Origin of the sequence: Pedobacter sp. PLR (genome assembly GCF_026239675.1) — a bacterium.
In the GTDB taxonomy this organism is placed as follows: domain Bacteria; phylum Bacteroidota; class Bacteroidia; order Sphingobacteriales; family Sphingobacteriaceae; genus Pedobacter.
In genome coordinates this window covers 109,316-124,394 of sequence record NZ_JAPIVQ010000002.1, presented here as the reverse complement: position 1 = coordinate 124,394, position 15,079 = coordinate 109,316, and the positions used below count along the sequence as shown (strand labels likewise).

The window sequence follows — 15,079 nt, the reverse complement described above, 5'->3', positions numbered from 1 at the left end:
GATATTTGCATTAGTAACAGGCGATTAAAACTGTTAAAAAATGTTAAAACAGCAACCACAGACCGTTTATGAAAACCAACTTCTTTAAGTACCAGGGCGCAGGAAATGACTTTATTCTAATTGACAACCGGGATTTATCTTTCCAATATAAGGATAATAATACGGTTTTAGACCTGTGTAACAGGCGGTTTGGCATCGGAGCGGACGGATTAATGCTGCTTCAGAACCATGAAACCTATGATTTTGAGATGTTATACTTCAATGCAGACGGAAACCCGGGAAGCATGTGCGGAAACGGTGGAAGATGCATCGTTGCCTTTGCCAAGTACCTGGACATCATTGATATAGAGACTGAATTTTTGGCAGTCGACGGCCCGCATTATGCCAAAATTTCAGCAGAAGGCGATTGGGTAAATCTACAAATGATCGACATAGATACCATAGAAAAAGACGGAAATGCCTATGTTTTAAATACTGGCTCACCACATTATGTATTACAAGTGACTGGCTTAAAGGACAAGGATGTCTTCAGTGAAGGAAAAGCCATCCGCAACAATGAAACCTATAAAGCAGCAGGAATCAATGTGAATTTTGTAGAAAATCAGGGTGATCATTTCTTCGTACGCACGTTCGAAAGAGGCGTAGAAGATGAAACTTATGCCTGTGGAACCGGTGTAACCGCGGTAGCCCTATCTATGGCACAACATTTAAAACAAGAAGGGCATATAGAAACGCCAATCAAGGTATTAGGAGGCGATTTAAGCATCCAGTTTGATTATGACGGCTCAAAATTCCGCAATATATTTTTATGTGGACCGGCAGTGCAGGTTTTCAAAGGAGAAGTTAATGTATAACTACTCCCCTTCTGCAAGGTGTGCCGCCACACCGATTTTTATTTCACCAAACGTATAGTCCCTACCCAGATGTTCCCTGATCGGATTCATCTGGAGGGTTTTTAAGTCCTGAATCGCTTTGAGAATCTTATCCAGCTTCTTTTTACCGATGATATCTTTGGCGGAAACCTCATGCTTCGCCACATAAAACGCAAGGTGCCCTTCGATGGTACCGATTACCATTTTACGCTCCGAAGCAATCTCAGATAATGTTTTTCCCGCTTTCAGCATTTCCAGAGAAACCTCTTTCGTATCTACTTTAGGTTCCTTTTCCACCTTTGGCGCAGCAGTCTTCCCTTTTACAGCCTTACCTTTCTTAGCGGTAAAGTCCAGTTTACCCGGAACAGCGAACACTTTAGCCATGGTAGCGGCTCTTTCCTCCTGGCTCATCAAGGCGGTAACATCCTTTTTAGTAAACTCCGTTCCGTTGATCGTAGAATTCAGCATGGCCGTTGCTTTTCTTATTTTCTTATACTGATCATAAAACAAAGCCTCCATTTCCAAAAGTTCGGTTAGATAAGCGGTTACCTGTTTATCCAGTTTTACCAACTCCATACGTTCAAAAATACGCTTAGAAAAGCCGACTACAATCGGGTTGAAATAGTTTTCCGCAGCGATGGTTCTTTCCAGTAAGGCCGTCCTGCCTTCCGGCGTATCTACTGCATACATGCGTTGAATCTGGCTCAGAAATTTATTGGCATTTGCCTTCACCTCACTCAGATCTTTCAGCAGCTGCCCTGCCCATTTCACATGTTTTTGCTTGGCAGATTTATTAATATCCTTGGTATAAGAATGTACATGCTCGTACACATAATTGTCCAAAGGAGTTAAGTCAAAACACTGCAACAGGTAAGACCTCAGGAAAGCATCACTTTCGGTCAGGATCTGTGTATCCAGACTCAATTGGTTTTCTTTAGTTTTCGAAAAGAAAGATACGTTTTGATCCTGGCGGATTCCGGAGCCTGAAATTCTGGAAGTCAGGATCAGCCCATCCAGTGAGCGGAGACGGGATAGCGCCACATAAATCTGTCCGGGTGCAAAAGCACTACCGATATCGATAATCGCCTTATCGAAAGTTAAACCCTGACTCTTATGCACGGTAATCGCCCAGGCCAGTTTCAAAGGATACTGTGTAAAGGTACCAGCGAGCTCCTCTTCAATCTCTCCGGTTACTTTATCTGTAGTATATTTAATATTTTTCCAGGTATATTTTTCCAGGATAATCTTCTCATTTGTTCCTTCTGCCTGCACCTCAATCAGGTCTGTTCTAAGTTCGGTAACCACGGCAATCTTTCCATTGAAAAACCGCTGTTCACCGGTAGGATCATTTTTAATAAACATTACCTGTGCCCCTTTTTTGAGCTCTAAAATATGCTCTGCGGGATAGGCGTATTCGCTAAAATCGTTCTCAACTTTAGCCGTATACAGGTAAGAAGATGCATTTAGCTCATCCAGTCTGTCCTTATTTAAGGTATCGGCCTTATTATTATGGGTAGTTAGTGTAATGTATTTATCGTTGACAGCAGGCTTAAAATCAGCCTTATAATATTGATCCAATAAGGCCACATCCTGAGCGGTCACCTCATTATTACGCAGGTTATTGAGCAGGTTGATAAAAACCTGATCTGCCTGTCTGTATATTTTCTCCAGCTCGATATAAATCGGCGGATTATTATGCAGGGCGAGGGCATCGAAGAAATAGGCAGAGTTATAAAACTGCCCTAAAAGGTTCCATTCCGAAGATTTAACAACTGGTGGCAGCTGGTGTAAATCACCGATAAACAAAACCTGTACTCCTCCAAAACTTGCGGTATTGTTCCTTCTGATATAACGCAACACCATATCTATGGCATCCAATAAGTCTGCGCGCAGCATACTTACCTCATCTATGATCAGCAATTCCATATCAATCAGTACTTTTCTTTTTGAGGAAGTCATGTTTAAATGGCGGACGATAGATTTAGGGGTATTGTACTGCTGGTTATAATGGTCGCCATCTGCGGCGGGAGCTTTAGGCAGGTAGGTGCCAAAAGGCAATTGGAACAAAGAATGAATGGTCACACCCGCGGCGTTAATTGCTGCAATACCCGTCGGCGCCGCGATCACTGTCTTTTTATGAGTCAGCTCGATCAGGTTACGCAAAAAGGTAGTTTTTCCGGTGCCGGCCTTTCCTGTTAGAAAGATGTGTTTAGAAGTATAGTTTACGAATCTAGCAGCAAGCTCGGCGGGGTTTTGTTCAGACATATTATAGGCATCAATTAAAAATAAACCATCTTTAAATTGTTGTGCTCAAAGATAAGAAGAATGCTGTTAATTAATAATGATTAAAAATCAATCGTTTTACGACATAAAAGACAGGCTTCCTATTCCCGCAAATCAGCAGAATATTAAGCTATAAACAAAATGAACCCGACACCAGGCCGGGCTCATCAAATGATTTTTATATTTTCTTTTGAATTTTATTTCTGTTCCTGAATCTTTTCAAGGAGAGCAGCCATTTCTTTTACACGCTCCGGATATTTCGCAGCCAGGTTGCTTTTCTCTGCTAAATCTTCTGTCAAATGATACAGCTGTGCGATTGGCAGGTTTCCGGTTTCAATCCCGACATCCTGCATAAAAGCGGCGCCTTTACCAGGAACAATATATTTCCAGCCGTCTTTCAAAAGAGAGATGGAAGCTCCTTGTTCTACAAGTACCGACCTACCCTTCGGAGATTTTCCAGTAAAAGCATCCAGTAAATTCTCACTATCCGGCGCATCGCCGGCAGGAATCGATTGTCCGATCAACTTTGAAAAACTTGCAATTAAATCCATCTGGCTCACCAAAGCCGAAGATACCTGTGGCTTCACCTGACCCGGCCAGCTCAGAATAAAAGGAACCCTTGTCCCGCCTTCCAGCGCACTGTATTTACCACCACGCAATACACCGGCAGGCTTATGCCCGTTCAGTTTAGTTACCGCCTCATCCTGGTAACCATCGTCCAGTACCGGACCGTTATCACTGGTAAAAACAATCATGGTATTTTTATCAATGCCCAGCAATTTCAGCTGTTTCATGATCTCGCCAATCGTCCAGTCTAACTGTAAAATCGCATCTCCACGCAAGCCTAACCCACTTTTCCCTTTAAATCTTGTGGCTGGCATACGCGGCACATGTGGCTCAGTTAAGGCGTAATATAAAAAGAAAGGTTTTTCCTGATTTTTTTCGATAAAGCCCTGTGCAACATTCAAAAACGTAGTAGAAATCTCTTCATCCACCCATCTGGCCATCTTACCACCGCTCATATAGCCGATACGGCCAATACCATTTACGATGGTTTGGTTGTGTCCCTGACCTGGAGAACTTTGCATTTTCAGCAATTCAGGATGATCTTTTCCAGTTGGGTCATTCCCTACCTTTTTAGCATAATCTACCTGAATAGGATCATTGGCATCTAAAGCCAATACTTTATGGTTTTCCAGAAATACGGTAGGAACACGATCCGCGGTAGCGGGAAAGATGAAAGAATAGTCAAAGCCCACCTCATTAGGTCCGGGTTTCAGTTCGCCATTCCAGTCTTTAGCAACAGTCTCTCCTATTCCAAGGTGCCATTTGCCGACAATTCCCGTTTGGTATCCTGCTTTTTTAAACAAATTAGGCAGGGTAGTTTTATCAGTAGGTATAATTAAAGCGGCATCACCAGGCAAAATACCTGTTCCTTTTTTCCGCCATGGATATTGGCCGGTCATGAAGGCATAGCGTGAAGGCGTGCAGGTTGCTGAAGTAGCATGCCCATCGGTAAAGCGAATTCCTTCTGCCGCAAGGCGATCTAAATTTGGTGTATTGATTTTTGTGGCTCCATAACAACTCAGGTCGCCATAACCGAGATCATCCGCACAAATAAAAATAACATTGGGTCGGTTCTTAGTGGTTTTCTTAGCAGACTGGCCAAAGGCGGTACACGCCAGTGCCATAGCAAAAAGGGTTAAAAGGCTCTTATTCATTTGTGTGTGTAGTTTAAGCAAGCCCTAAGTTAGAAACAATAGGGCTTGCTAATGATAAATTATTTCAGATTTGGGTTGATGCTTACCTCCGACTGCGGGATAGGCCACAGTTCATCCTGTCCAACACGAAATGCTTTTGAGGTCACATACCAACGGCTATAAGGATCCACCGTACTTCCTTTCTTACGGAGGTTTGTTGCTCCGGGAAATGCAGCTCCATAAAAATCCCCGTTCAATACCTGTCCGATGTTTTTCCACCTCAGCAGATCCCAATAGCGGATCCCCTCCAGTGCCAGCTCATTTCTACGCTCGCGACGTAGAATTACACGCAGTGCTGCCGGGTTCATTTCTGTAACGCGTGGCATGTTCACCGTACTGCGGGCCCTTACTTTATTTATAGTGGCATCAAGCAGAGCCTGATCCCCGGCTTGTCCGGCTTCCAGTTTCGCTTCCAGATAACCCAACAATACTTCCGCATAGCGGATGATCGGCAGGTCGATACCTGAATTTTGTAAATCTCCACCACTAAAGGCTTCACTATTGAATTTCTTTAAAGCAAAACCTGTTCTGGTTCCCTGCTTCGTAGTCGTCAATTGATCCGGGGAACTGGTCGCATCAGGATGACTATTGTAGGTGATGTTTTTAAACGGTTGTCCATTGGCAAGCACTGTAAATTTCAACCTTGGATCACGGTTTAAGGCAGGGTTAGCGGCATTATATCTTGGATCACTAAAAGAGAAAGGCGTACCATCGGTAAACTCATAAGATTCTACCAGACTTCCCAGCGGACATTCCAGCATAAAGCCACCCAGGATAGCTGGATAATTGTGCTGCATCATCCCATTTGGCGCCAGATCCTGCAGGTATTGTGTAGCAAAAATGATCTCTTTACTCGTTTCGTTTGTCCCGTTAAACAAGCTCTCAAAATTAGGGTCAATGAGGTTATCCCCAAAGTCGATGATCTGTTTATAGGTAGCAGCGGCATCCGGCCATTTTTCTTCTGCCAGGTACAATCTACCCAAAAAGGCCAGGGCAGCTTGTGCGGTTGCTCTACCCCTGTCAGTGCCTGCCATCTGTCCATATCGCGGCAATGCAGCTGCCGACTCTTTAAACTCCTGTTCCGCAAAATCCTGAACCGCCTGTTTGGTTGCCTTCGTTACGGTATTCGCTTCTGATGGCGTCAGTGTTTTTTGTACCAAAGGTACAGAACCAAAAAACTGAGAAAGGTAAAAATACTGACAAGCTCTGATAAAGCGTGCTTCGGCTATCATCCTTGCTACAATAGCTGGATCAATCGCTGCTTTGGAAATATTTTCCAGAAAGTAATTACTCCTGGCAATCCGCGCATAGCTTGCCGTCCAGTAATTCGCCAGATAGCCATTGGTAGCCGTCAACGTCCCATTCGTAAGGGTATTATAGCCTGAGTTATCACCACGCCTGTCATACGCATTATCAGTAGCAAACTCGGTATATAATAACCCGTGATAAGACCACCAATCAGTAGCAGAATACTCTGCACTGGTCGGATTTACTGACATTTGGATATTTCCTTTGTACAACCCTGCCAGCGCAAGGTTTACATTGGCCTGGCTGGTCCAGAAAGCCTCCGTAGAAAACTGCGCCAATGGTGATTTATTCAACTCCTTTTTACAAGAGCTTAGTATTCCCGGGATCAACAATACCGGCAACATAAATTTATATAGATAGGTAACCTTCATTTTAATAGATTTTATTTAGAAATTAACATTTAGACCAAGCGTATAATTCGCCATAATGGGATAATAGCTACCTCCCGTATTGATTTCCGGATCCCAGCCTTTAGGATAATTACTGAAGGCCAATGGGTTTTGTGCGGTGGCATAAATCCTCAGGTTTTCGATACCCGCTTTCTTTAGACTCTGGCTGTTAAACTTATAACCCAACTGTATATTTCTAACCTTCAGATAATTTCCATTCAGCATCCAGAAAGAGGAAGTCAGTGTATTTGCAGTCCCCTGATTGGTGATGGCCTCCAGGCGTGGATATTTCGCATTTGGGTTTGGATTATTTACCGACCAATGGTCCTCCGCCTGCCATTTCTGAATATTACCATTCTGATAGAAAGCATAACCGGCATAATCGCTCAAATAACCATTTACTTTGGCCACCCCTTGCAGGAGGACAGAGATGTCAAAATTATGGTAAGCAGCAGTCAGATTGATTCCATAGCTGTACTTAGGAATTCTGCTGCCCAGCACTGTACGGTCATAAACTGCGTCTACTTTACCATCAGGCAGGCCGTTCGGACCGCTGATATCCTTATAGCGGATATCGCCCGGCTGAACTTTTGGATTGATACTTTTTTGATCTGCGTAACCGGCAATATCATTGGCATCCTTAAATAAACCTTCTGCAACATATCCATAGTAAAGATTCATTGGGTAGCCAATAAACAAGCTACTTCCATTACCTGTTAAGCCATTCAACTGACTGATGTTTCCTACACCAAGATCAAGTACTTTATTGTTGATGATGGAAAGATTGGTGCTGATATTGAAAGAAAATTCACCAATCTGATCACGGTATGCCGCCGTTAATTCCCAGCCCTTATTGCTTAACTTTCCAGAGTTCTGCACCCCTACATTAAAGCCCAGTACTTTAGAAACACTGCCCGAAGGACTCACTAAGATATCATAAGTATAACGGTCAAAATAAGTGACAGACAGGTTCAGCTTCCCTTTAAATAAGCTGGCATCAATTCCTGCATCTTTCGTCCGGGTAGACTCCCAGTGAATGGTCGGATCTGTTAAGTTCACATAAGCAACTCCGGAAGATAAAGCTCCTCCTATAGGATAATTATATCCCGGGTCTAGTTTCCCCTGGTAAGGATAATAATCTTGTGAGCCATCAGCACTTACAATATTCTGATTACCGAGCACCCCGATAGAAGCTTTTAACTTTAGATCTGTCAGCCAGCTGAGTTTGTCTTTCAAAAAGGATTCTTCAGAAATCCTCCAGCCTAAAGCCATCGCAGAAAATCCTGCATATTTCTTATCTGTAGGAAAGCGGGAAGAACCGTCGTACCTGATCGTCCCTTCGGCAAGATATTTACCGCCATAATTATAGTTCAGTCTGCCGAAATAAGAATCCAGCGCATACTCCGCAGCGTTTCCGCTATTCTTTTGAGTATTGGCATCACCAGCATTTAATTCGGTCAGGCTGTTACTGTTGTAACCTGTTCTATTTGCCGCGAAAGAAGAAAATTTATTATATTCATAAGAATGTCCCAGCAATACACCAAACTCATGTTTGCTGATCACTTTTTTATATTCTGCCAGTTGCTGTAAAGTTTTATAAGTATTCAGCCCATTCATCTGGCTTAATGAACCTGGCCCGAGGGTGACCACCGAGTTCAGACGTTGATTGGCCAGGAATCGTTGTGAGTTATCATTTAACTGCGTATAACCGGCAACAACGGATAATTTCAGGTCTTTGATTACCTCCCAATCCAGGCGGGTATTGACCAATAAATCCGTTTGTTTATCCTTATAAAAGGAATCATTATTCATATAGGAAACAGGTGTTCCTTTTCCCACTACGCCCAATCCATAATCTCCATTGCTGAGTTTATTCACATAAATAGCCGGAACCCTGATCACCTGACTGATACTGGTAAGCATATTGTTCCAGTCTAAAGTAGCAGGTGGTGCGGGTTCATGATTCAGGTATTGCGCTCCCGACAAACGAGTGGTTAATTTTAAGTTTGGTGTAATCGTGTTTGTCATATTGAACCGCAGATTATAGCGGTTATAATCATTGTTTTTCACGATCCCATTTTGATACAGGTAGCCCATCGACAAGAGATACTGGGTATTCTGTGTGCTATTGGAGAAGGAAAGATTATGTCCGGTTTGAACCGTAGATTTCTTCAACACCAGGTCCATATAATCTACATTCGGGTAGTTATCCGGATCAGAACCATCTCTATATTTCTGGATCTGTGCTGGCGTGTACGCACCTGGTACTGCCTCATTCATTAGTGTCGCATAATCCGCAGAATTAACGAATTCCGGATAAGCTGTGGCCCTTTGTGTTCCGAAGTAACCATTGTAAGCTATTTTTATCTTTCCGTCTGAGCTTTTACCGGTCTTTGTGGTAACCAGAATCACTCCGTTAGCCGCACGGGAACCATAGATGGCCGCTGTAGAAGCATCCTTCAAAACGGAGATATTTTCCACATCATTCGGGTCAATATCATCAAATGAATTTACAGGAATTCCATCCACAAGAATCAAAGCTGATGCACTCGCACCGAAAGAGCCTACTCCCCTTACCTGAATGGCCGTACTGGTTAAACCAGGTTGCCCGCTGCGTTGAATGATACTCACCCCCGGCAACATACCCGTCAGCGCATTCGACAAAGAACTCACCGGACGGTCATTGATCTCTTTTGCAGAAACCTGAGCAACAGATCCGATTAAATTCGCTTTCTTTTGGGTACCGAAACCCACTACCACCAGCTCTCCCAGTTCCGAAGGTTGTGGTACTAGCTTAATCACTAAGTTGGCAGATTTGGAGACTTTCAGCTCCTGGGTTACATAGCCCACATAAGATACTTGTAAAAGATCATCGTCTTTAAGATTCTTTAAAGCGAACATCCCGTTTGCATCGGTAACAGCAGTTTGATTTTGCCCTTTTACCTTTACACTTGCACCTGGAAGTGCCTGTCCGGTTTCATCCAATACCTTTCCCTTAAGGTCAATGGCATTGATATAATCCAGAATCCGATCAATAACTGAAGTTTCTTTAAGACTAAGCAAGACGATTTTATTTTCAATAGAAAAGGTAATTTCCTGTCCTACTAAACAGGCTTTCATTGCCTCCTCTATCGTCGCGCCCTGCAAGTTTACAGTGACCGTTTCTGCCTTCTTCAACAGCTTGCTGTCGATCATAAAGTCATAGCCCGTTTGCACTCTTATTTTCTCGATAACCTTTCCAAGGGATATATTTTTTTCAGAAAGGGTAACTCTTTGTGCAAAACCAGCTGCCGTCACTTGTAGCAAACAAGTGGTAATAATTATCATGGTGAGCTTCATAATTCGCAGGATAGTTTTAGAAGGTCCGGCTAATTTGCCACTTCTAAACAGATGGTAAAATTTCATACATTTGGTTTGGTTTACGCGTAGCTTCCCTCTCCTCCAAAAGATCAGGGAAGCAGAGCAGGTGTTAAATTGATAATTTGTTCAGCAAAGCATTGAAGTAGCCCGGAATACCCCGGGAGTGTCACGAGCACTCCCGATTTTCCAAAACAGGGCAATGCGCATCCTTAAGGAGGTGTGTTTCTATTCATACTTGGTTTGATTTGGTTATAGGTTTATTAATACTATTGTAAAACGGTTACTACTTTTCCTGCTACTTTAAAATGAACTTTTCCTGTTTTATCCAATGCGTTTAACATGGCAGAGATATTTTTAGACCTGGAAACTACGCCGGTAAAAGTCAGGTCGCCGGGGCTCCCCTCATACTTCACTTCCACATCATACCATCGTGCTACTTTTCTCATGATGCTTTCCAGCGGCTCTTCCTGAAAAATGAAGTTCCCGTTCTTCCAGTCGATGATTTCATCGGTGTTCACTTTCAATATTTTTAATCCCTGATTGCTGACAACCGCCTGCTGACCGGGGCTAAGGACGATTGGCTGGCTCCATGATTTAGAGTTGATGCGCACAGCCCCCTCGAGTAAAGTCGTTTTTCTTGCGGCTTCGTCGGTGTAGCTATTGATGTTGAAATGCGTACCCAACACCTGTAATTCCTCAGTCCCGGTTTTAACTTTAAAGGGTCTGGCTGGATCTTTAGCCACCTCAAAATAACCTTCTCCTGTTAATTCTACCAGACGTTGCCTGGCAGAAAACCGGACTGGATATTTCAAAGAAGAGGCGGCATTCAGCCATACCTTCGTACCATCAGGCAGGTTCAGCTGATACTGCCCTCCTCTTGGCGTGGCAATCGTATTCATAGCATCAGCCTCAATGACGTCCTTCTTTCCGGCAACTTCAGTGACTGAATAGACCAGTTGACCATCTGCTGTCTTGCTGATACTTATTCCAGCTTGCTCGGCAATTTTTCCATTCACCACTCCATCCAATACGATCTTCTGACCATTACCAAGGGTAAGTGTGGCTTGCTCTGAACCAGGAAGAATATCGTTGATGATCTCAGTCTTTGGAAACCCAGGGCGCAATTCGTTAGGATTAGGATTAAATGTATAGAATGCCAGCCCTGAAATCAGCAAAATGGAAGCCGCAATGCTGATACTTTTCCATAATTTATAAGGTTTTGCAACCGGTTTTTGATGGATCTCCAGCAGAATTCCTGTTAAAATATCCTGCTCCAGCTGAGCTTTGTTCCCCATCAGCGGCTCCTCCCGGGAAGCACCTTTTTCCTGCACTACAGTAATCCAGAAATTATATTGCATAATCTCCTGATCTGTGGCAGAACCATCAGCAACCCGCTCCAATATTTTTACGTAATCCGCTCTTTCTATCTGTGGCATATATCTATAAGGCACTTGCCAAAGCACCATCCCTTAGTCGCATGAAAAAAAATAATAGCGAAAACAAGATCCTTAACTTAAAAAGAACAGCCAGGCAGAAGTTCTGCCCATTTTCTTCCTTAGCTTGTTTAATGCGGTTGTCAGATGAGTTTCTACGGTCTTTTCAGAGATATTTAACCGGTTTGCAATTTCTTTATTGCTGAGATACTCTGTACGGCTCATCTGAAAAACCGTCCGGCATTTGTCGGGGAGCTCTAAAGTAAAGTCCCGGATAAACGCGATGAGTTCTTTTACTTCTAAAGAAGAATCAACGAAAGCTTCGTCTACATTTTGCAGCTTAATCCTTTCATAGAAAACGTTTCTGGTATGGTCCTTTCTGATATAGTTGGCCACCTTATGTTTTACGGCTACGAACAAATAATTACGAACCGCATATACCTTTAACTCGGCACGGTGTGTCCAGAACCACACAAAAACCTCTTGTAAAACATCTTTCGCAGCATCCTGATCCTGAAGAATCTGAAAGCACAATTTGTACAAACCTTCCCAATAACGCTTATAAAGCTCAACAAAAGCCGCCTCATTATTGGTTTTGATAAAATCAACCAATTCTTCATCAGAAAGTTTGCTGTAGTTCCCCATAAATTAATGTTGAGGGCTAAGGTAATAAATAGTTCAGCCCGAATCACATCCCAAAGAAAACGCAAAAAAAAGGGATAAACAAGCGCATCAGATAGCTCGTGTAGATTATAAATATCCAACAATAAATAATCTTTAACATAATTTAACAAATTTCATGGTTTATTAATGCCTATCACTAAATATTTAGTTATAACTTAGGTTAATCCAAATAACCAAAAATGAAACTTAAAGTATTCCTACTATTTTTAGTCTGCTATTACCCTTTTTTAGTGTTCTCGCAAAGTAATTATGAAGTTAAGGGTGTAATCACTGACACCGCAGCGACTTACAAAATGGTCAACACCACAGTCACCATTTTAAACGCCAAAGACTCAACGCTCGTCAAATATGTCCGCGCAGGCACAGACGGAGCCTTTAAACTCCATCCGCCGAAAGCCGGAAAATTTATCATCCTCGTTACCTACCCCGGCTATGCCGATTATGTGGAGGAATTCAATTTAGACGATGTCAAAAAGGTGCACGATTTTGGCCGCTTAAACCTGATGTTAAAATCAACCCTTTTAGAGGGTGTTATCATCAAAGGAAACATCAGTGCGATCAAAATGAAGGGAGATACCACCGAATTTAATGCCGCAGCTTATGTGATTCAACCCAATTCTAAGGTCGAAGACCTGTTGAAACAACTGCCCGGCATCACCATCGATAAAGATGGAAAAATCACGGCTCAGGGCCAGGCCGTTAATAAAGTACTTGTAGACGGGGAAGAATTTTTCGGTGATGACCCAACCCTGGTCACTAAAAACCTACGTGGCGACATGGTAGATAAAGTACAGCTGTTCGACAAGACCAGCGATCAGGCTGCATTTACCGGTATCGACGACGGACAAAAAGCAAAAACCATCAACATCAAATTGAAAGAAGATAAGAAGCAAGGCTATTTCGGAAAAGTAGATATTGGCGGAGGTACTGATGATTTCTATTCGGGACAAGCCATGATCAATGCCTTCAAAGGAAAGAAGAAATTTGCTGCTTTCGGAAACCTGGCAAATAACGGAAAAACCGGTTTATCCTGGAGTGATAATGACAAATTCGGCAGTAGTAACTTCCAGATGAGTGACGATGGAATGTATATGTATTCTGGTGGTGGTCGTGATGACGGATTAGATTCCTACGACGGTCAGTACAGTGGAGAAGGTATGCCAAAAACTAAAAGTGGCGGTGCTCAGTTCTCCAATAAGTGGAACAAAGACAAAGAAAGCATCAATGCCAATTATAAAATTGGTGAAATTAATGTAGCCGGTGTTAACAGTACCCTGACGCAGAATAACCTGCCTGCAGGATCGGAAACCCCGGTGATTTTTAGTACTTCAGAAGAAAGATCGGACAAGCGATTGTTCCGTCAAAAAGCAAATATCGCCTATACCATTGCGCTGGATAGTTCGGCGACCATCAAGGTAGGTGTAGATGGATTGCTAAAGAACAACAATTCAGATTCAGAAGGTCATTCCAACAGTGAACGTTTAGACGGCACCGCCATCAACAACAGCAGCACCATCAATGACAATAAAGGAGACCAGAGAGACCTGAATGCCAATATCCTGTACACCCAAAAGCTAAAGAAAAAAGGCCGTACCTTATCTTTAGCCCTGGCACAAAACACCAGCGAAAAAAATAATAAAGGGAATATCTACTCCTTAACCCAGTATTTCGAATTAAACGGAGATTTCAAAAGAGACTCCTTACTGAATCAATACAAAACCTCGCATAACAGCACCTCTAAATTCAGCTCCAATGCTACTTATACCGAACCACTTTCTAAATCATGGTCGGTATTGCTGAGTTATGGACTGAGCCTGAGCAGTGGAACTTCCGACAGAAGCTCTTTCAACCAGGATGCCAATGGCGATTATACGATCCTGGATAGGGAATTCAGTAATGACTTTAAACTAGACCAGGTGTCTAATCAGGGGGGAGCCACCTTTAATTACAAGCAAGGGAAGACCGTTTTCAACTTCGGTGGTAAGGTTGCTGATGTGAGCTTCAAACAAATCGACGGGCTTACACAAGCGCGTTTCAACAGAAAATTCACCAACTGGAATCCTCAGGCCTCCTACACGTATAATTTTACGCAGCAGAAATCCCTGAGATTCTATTACTATGGAAACACCACACAGCCAAGCATCACTCAGTTGCAACCGGTAAGAGTGAACAATGACCAGTTAAATATTTATGATGGAAATCCTGATCTGAGACCTTCGTTCAACAATGGCATGAGCATGAATTTTGGCAATTACAAAGTGATGAGTGGTGAGTCCGTTTGGTTTAATGCCAGTGTAAACTTTACATCCAATGCCATCGCCAACTCTACCACCACCAATGCCGAAGGTAAAAACACCTACAAACCGATCAATATTGACGGAAAGATGCCAACCAGTTACCGGGCTAATGTTAATTACGACAGAAAGATTAAGGTGCTGGATTTACGTGCAGGCATCAATGGCGGGATATCCGGAAACACCAGTTACAGCATGGTGAACAATGAGTTCAATACCACCAACAACAATAATTATGAATTTGGCCTGAGACTTTCTCAATACAAAGAGAAAAAGTATAACTTCTATGTTTCCGGAGGGCCTGCCTATACCGTTAGCGGATCATCCTTACAGAAAAACCTGAATGACAACGGCTGGAAAGCCAATGGAAGCATGGGCTTCAACATTTATCTGCCGGGGAAAATTGAAATTGCTTCAGATGGAGAATATGAATACAGGGCGAAAACAAAATCCTTTAACCAGGTATTTGAGCGTTTCATCTGGAATGCCTACATCAGCAAAAAGTTCTTCAAAGCAGAAGACCTGAAACTTTCGCTTTCCGGCAATGACCTCTTAAATCAGAACACTGGTTTTAGCAGAAGTGCCAGCAGCAATTTAATTACCGAAAGAAGATACAATACCATCACAAGATACTTTTTGCTATCACTGATCTGGGATTTCAATAAAATGGGCGGAGGCGCTCCAAAACAATAATCA

Annotated in this window: 8 protein-coding genes; 2 read left to right on the top strand and 6 right to left on the bottom strand. The window is 42.8% G+C overall.

Features of this window, described 5'->3' with window-relative positions; all coding sequences use genetic code 11:
* The first annotated feature begins 68 nt into the window (after nt 1-68).
* On the top strand, nt 69-854 hold the full coding sequence (dapF, locus tag OQX61_RS04140; RefSeq protein ID WP_265840415.1) for a diaminopimelate epimerase: 786 nt from the start codon (nt 69-71) through the stop codon (nt 852-854).
* Here dapF and OQX61_RS04135 read toward each other — a convergent pair whose 3' ends face one another.
* From OQX61_RS04135 to OQX61_RS04110, 6 genes are all read right to left on the bottom strand, one after another.
* Nucleotides 855-3,137, bottom strand: a complete 2,283-nt coding sequence (locus tag OQX61_RS04135; protein WP_265840414.1) for a helix-turn-helix domain-containing protein — start codon at nt 3,135-3,137, stop codon at nt 855-857.
* Between the two features lie 215 nt (nt 3,138-3,352).
* Nucleotides 3,353-4,876, bottom strand: a complete 1,524-nt coding sequence (locus tag OQX61_RS04130; protein ID WP_265840413.1) for an arylsulfatase — start codon at nt 4,874-4,876, stop codon at nt 3,353-3,355.
* Between the two features lie 59 nt (nt 4,877-4,935).
* The gene (locus OQX61_RS04125; protein WP_265840412.1) at nt 4,936-6,594 is read right to left on the bottom strand and encodes a RagB/SusD family nutrient uptake outer membrane protein; all 1,659 of its coding nucleotides are present in this window, start codon (nt 6,592-6,594) and stop codon (nt 4,936-4,938) included.
* A gap of 15 nt (nt 6,595-6,609) precedes the next feature.
* On the bottom strand, nt 6,610-10,017 hold the full coding sequence (locus OQX61_RS04120) for a TonB-dependent receptor (RefSeq protein WP_265840411.1): 3,408 nt from the start codon (nt 10,015-10,017) through the stop codon (nt 6,610-6,612).
* A 221-nt stretch (nt 10,018-10,238) separates the two neighbouring features.
* On the bottom strand, nt 10,239-11,408 hold the full coding sequence (locus OQX61_RS04115) for a FecR domain-containing protein (RefSeq protein ID WP_265840410.1): 1,170 nt from the start codon (nt 11,406-11,408) through the stop codon (nt 10,239-10,241).
* 72 nt (nt 11,409-11,480) lie between these two features.
* Nucleotides 11,481-12,050 (bottom strand): RNA polymerase sigma-70 factor, encoded by a 570-nt coding sequence (locus OQX61_RS04110; RefSeq protein ID WP_265840409.1) that lies wholly within the window; start codon nt 12,048-12,050, stop codon nt 11,481-11,483.
* A gap of 218 nt (nt 12,051-12,268) precedes the next feature.
* Between OQX61_RS04110 and OQX61_RS04105 the strand changes: the two genes are divergently transcribed.
* Nucleotides 12,269-15,076 carry an outer membrane beta-barrel protein gene (locus OQX61_RS04105; protein WP_265840408.1) on the top strand — a complete coding sequence of 936 codons (2,808 nt, stop codon included), beginning with the start codon at nt 12,269-12,271 and terminating at the stop codon, nt 15,074-15,076.
* Nucleotides 15,077-15,079 lie beyond the last annotated feature (3 nt).

Bases quoted from the DNA above. Each gene is read 5' to 3' on its own strand.
- dapF (WP_265840415.1), top strand. From the start codon at position 69: ATGAAAACCAACTTCTTTAAGTACCAGGGCGCAGGAAATGACTTTATT.
- OQX61_RS04135 (WP_265840414.1), bottom strand. From the start codon at position 3,137: ATGTCTGAACAAAACCCCGCCGAGCTTGCTGCTAGATTCGTAAACTAT.
- OQX61_RS04130 (WP_265840413.1), bottom strand. From the start codon at position 4,876: ATGAATAAGAGCCTTTTAACCCTTTTTGCTATGGCACTGGCGTGTACC.
- OQX61_RS04125 (WP_265840412.1), bottom strand. From the start codon at position 6,594: ATGAAGGTTACCTATCTATATAAATTTATGTTGCCGGTATTGTTGATC.
- OQX61_RS04120 (WP_265840411.1), bottom strand. From the start codon at position 10,017: ATGAAATTTTACCATCTGTTTAGAAGTGGCAAATTAGCCGGACCTTCT.
- OQX61_RS04115 (WP_265840410.1), bottom strand. From the start codon at position 11,408: ATGCCACAGATAGAAAGAGCGGATTACGTAAAAATATTGGAGCGGGTT.
- OQX61_RS04110 (WP_265840409.1), bottom strand. From the start codon at position 12,050: ATGGGGAACTACAGCAAACTTTCTGATGAAGAATTGGTTGATTTTATC.
- OQX61_RS04105 (WP_265840408.1), top strand. From the start codon at position 12,269: ATGAAACTTAAAGTATTCCTACTATTTTTAGTCTGCTATTACCCTTTT.